This window comes from Achromobacter sp. UBA5777, from assembly GCF_002418565.1.
GTDB classification, from domain to species: domain Bacteria; phylum Pseudomonadota; class Gammaproteobacteria; order Burkholderiales; family Burkholderiaceae_B; genus Achromobacter; species Achromobacter animicus.
This window is the reverse complement of the sequence record NZ_DIEJ01000167.1, coordinates 1,762-2,125: the sequence shown is the minus strand read 5'-3', so window position 1 is coordinate 2,125 and position 364 is coordinate 1,762. Positions and strand designations below refer to the sequence as shown.

Here is a 364-nt window from a genome sequence, read left to right as displayed (position 1 = left end):
GCCTGCACCTGACCCAATCGGCGCTTTCGCATCAATTGCGGGACCTGGAAACCCGGCTGGGCACGCCCCTGTTGAATCGCCGCACGCGGCCAGCCCGGCTGACGACGGCCGGATTGCGGGTCTTGGCCCTGGCCGACGAGGTCTTGCCGCGAATCCGCGCCACGGAGCGCGACCTGCAGCGCCTGGCCGCCGGACGCACCGGCCGGCTGCACCTGGCGATCGACTGCCATTCCTGCTTTCAGTGGCTGATGCCGGCGCTGGACGCCTTCCGCGTGCAATGGCCGGATGTGGCGCTGGACCTGTCCGCGGCGTTCTCATTTGCCCCCCTGCCCGCGCTGGTGCGCGGCGACCTGGACCTGGTCAT

General features: G+C 70.3%; 1 pseudogene (cut by a window edge). It reads left to right on the top strand.

Features of this window, described 5'->3' with window-relative positions:
• Positions 1-364 (top strand): annotated as a pseudogene (locus B3446_RS13270) (LysR substrate-binding domain-containing protein) (its annotated part continues 358 nt past the right edge of the window); the annotation flags it as partial.